Genomic DNA, 251 nt, shown 5'->3' on the forward strand with positions numbered 1-251 from the left:
GGGTTGTCGTGCTCGGCGATGTACGTCTTGCCGTCCGTGTAGCGGACGATGTCGCCGGTGACGTACGACTTACCCGCGACCCAGTTCGGGTAGCTCGCACACGAGTTGGACGAACCGCCGCCGCTGCCGTCGCAGCCGTACGGCTCCCAGTACCAGGTGCTGATGACCGGGTCGTAGCCCGGGTTGTCGTGCTCGGCGATGTACGTCTTGCCGTCCGTGTAGCGGACGATGTCGCCGGTGACGTACGACTT

1 pseudogene is annotated in these 251 nt (G+C 64.9%); it reads right to left on the reverse strand.

What is annotated here, in order from left to right:
* Positions 1-251 (reverse strand): annotated as a pseudogene (locus GTW40_RS33355) (hypothetical protein); the annotation flags it as partial.

Source organism: Streptomyces sp. SID4985 (assembly GCF_009863025.1).
Lineage (GTDB): Bacteria > Actinomycetota > Actinomycetes > Streptomycetales > Streptomycetaceae > Streptomyces.